At 48.9% G+C, this 829-nt stretch carries 1 protein-coding gene; it reads left to right on the forward strand.

Annotated features, from left to right (window positions below; all coding sequences use genetic code 11):
• Positions 1-829 (forward strand): porphobilinogen synthase (hemB, locus tag A3729_RS07180; protein ID WP_068633506.1); only part of this gene is annotated, 829 nt, incomplete at both ends.

Genomic DNA, 829 nt, shown 5'->3' on the forward strand with positions numbered 1-829 from the left:
GTCGCTTGATGCAGGAAAATACACTAACAGCCAATGACCTGATTTACCCCATGTTTATTCTTGAAGGTGTAAATAAACGCGAAGCTGTTAGCTCTATGCCCGGCGTTGAACGCCTGAGTATTGACCTACTACTAAAAGAGGCGCAGCAGCTACTAGAGCTTGGTATCCCCGCCGTCGCACTATTTCCCGTCACCCCGAGTAATGCCAAGTCTCTTGATGCCAAAGAAGCTTGGAACCCCGAGGGCCTAGCCCAAAGAGCTGTACGAGCACTAAAAAAGGAATATCCGGAGCTGGGCGTGATTACCGACGTTGCCTTAGACCCCTTTACAACCCACGGCCAAGACGGAATTATCGATGATGATGGATATGTATTAAACGATATTACCGTTAACGCATTAGTTAAGCAGGCTTTGTCACACGCAGAGGCCGGAGCAGACATCGTTGCACCTTCAGATATGATGGATGGCCGAATCGCTGCGATTCGCAAAGAACTGGAAGCCGCAGGCCATATCAATACCTCTATACTTGCCTACTCCGCTAAGTATGCCTCTTCTTATTATGGTCCTTTTCGCGACGCAGTAGGCTCTGCTGGCAACTTAGGTAAAGCAGATAAAAAGACTTACCAAATGGACCCGGCCAATTCTGATGAAGCCTTGCACGAGGTCGCCATGGACCTTCAGGAAGGTGCCGACATGGTTATGATCAAGCCAGGCATGCCCTATCTCGATATTGTTTACCGTATCAAGACTGAACTCAAAGCGCCGACCTTCGTCTATCAAGTGAGTGGTGAGTATGCGATGCATATGGCCGCAATAGAAAATGGCTGGCT

This window comes from Oleiphilus sp. HI0043 (assembly GCF_001634935.1).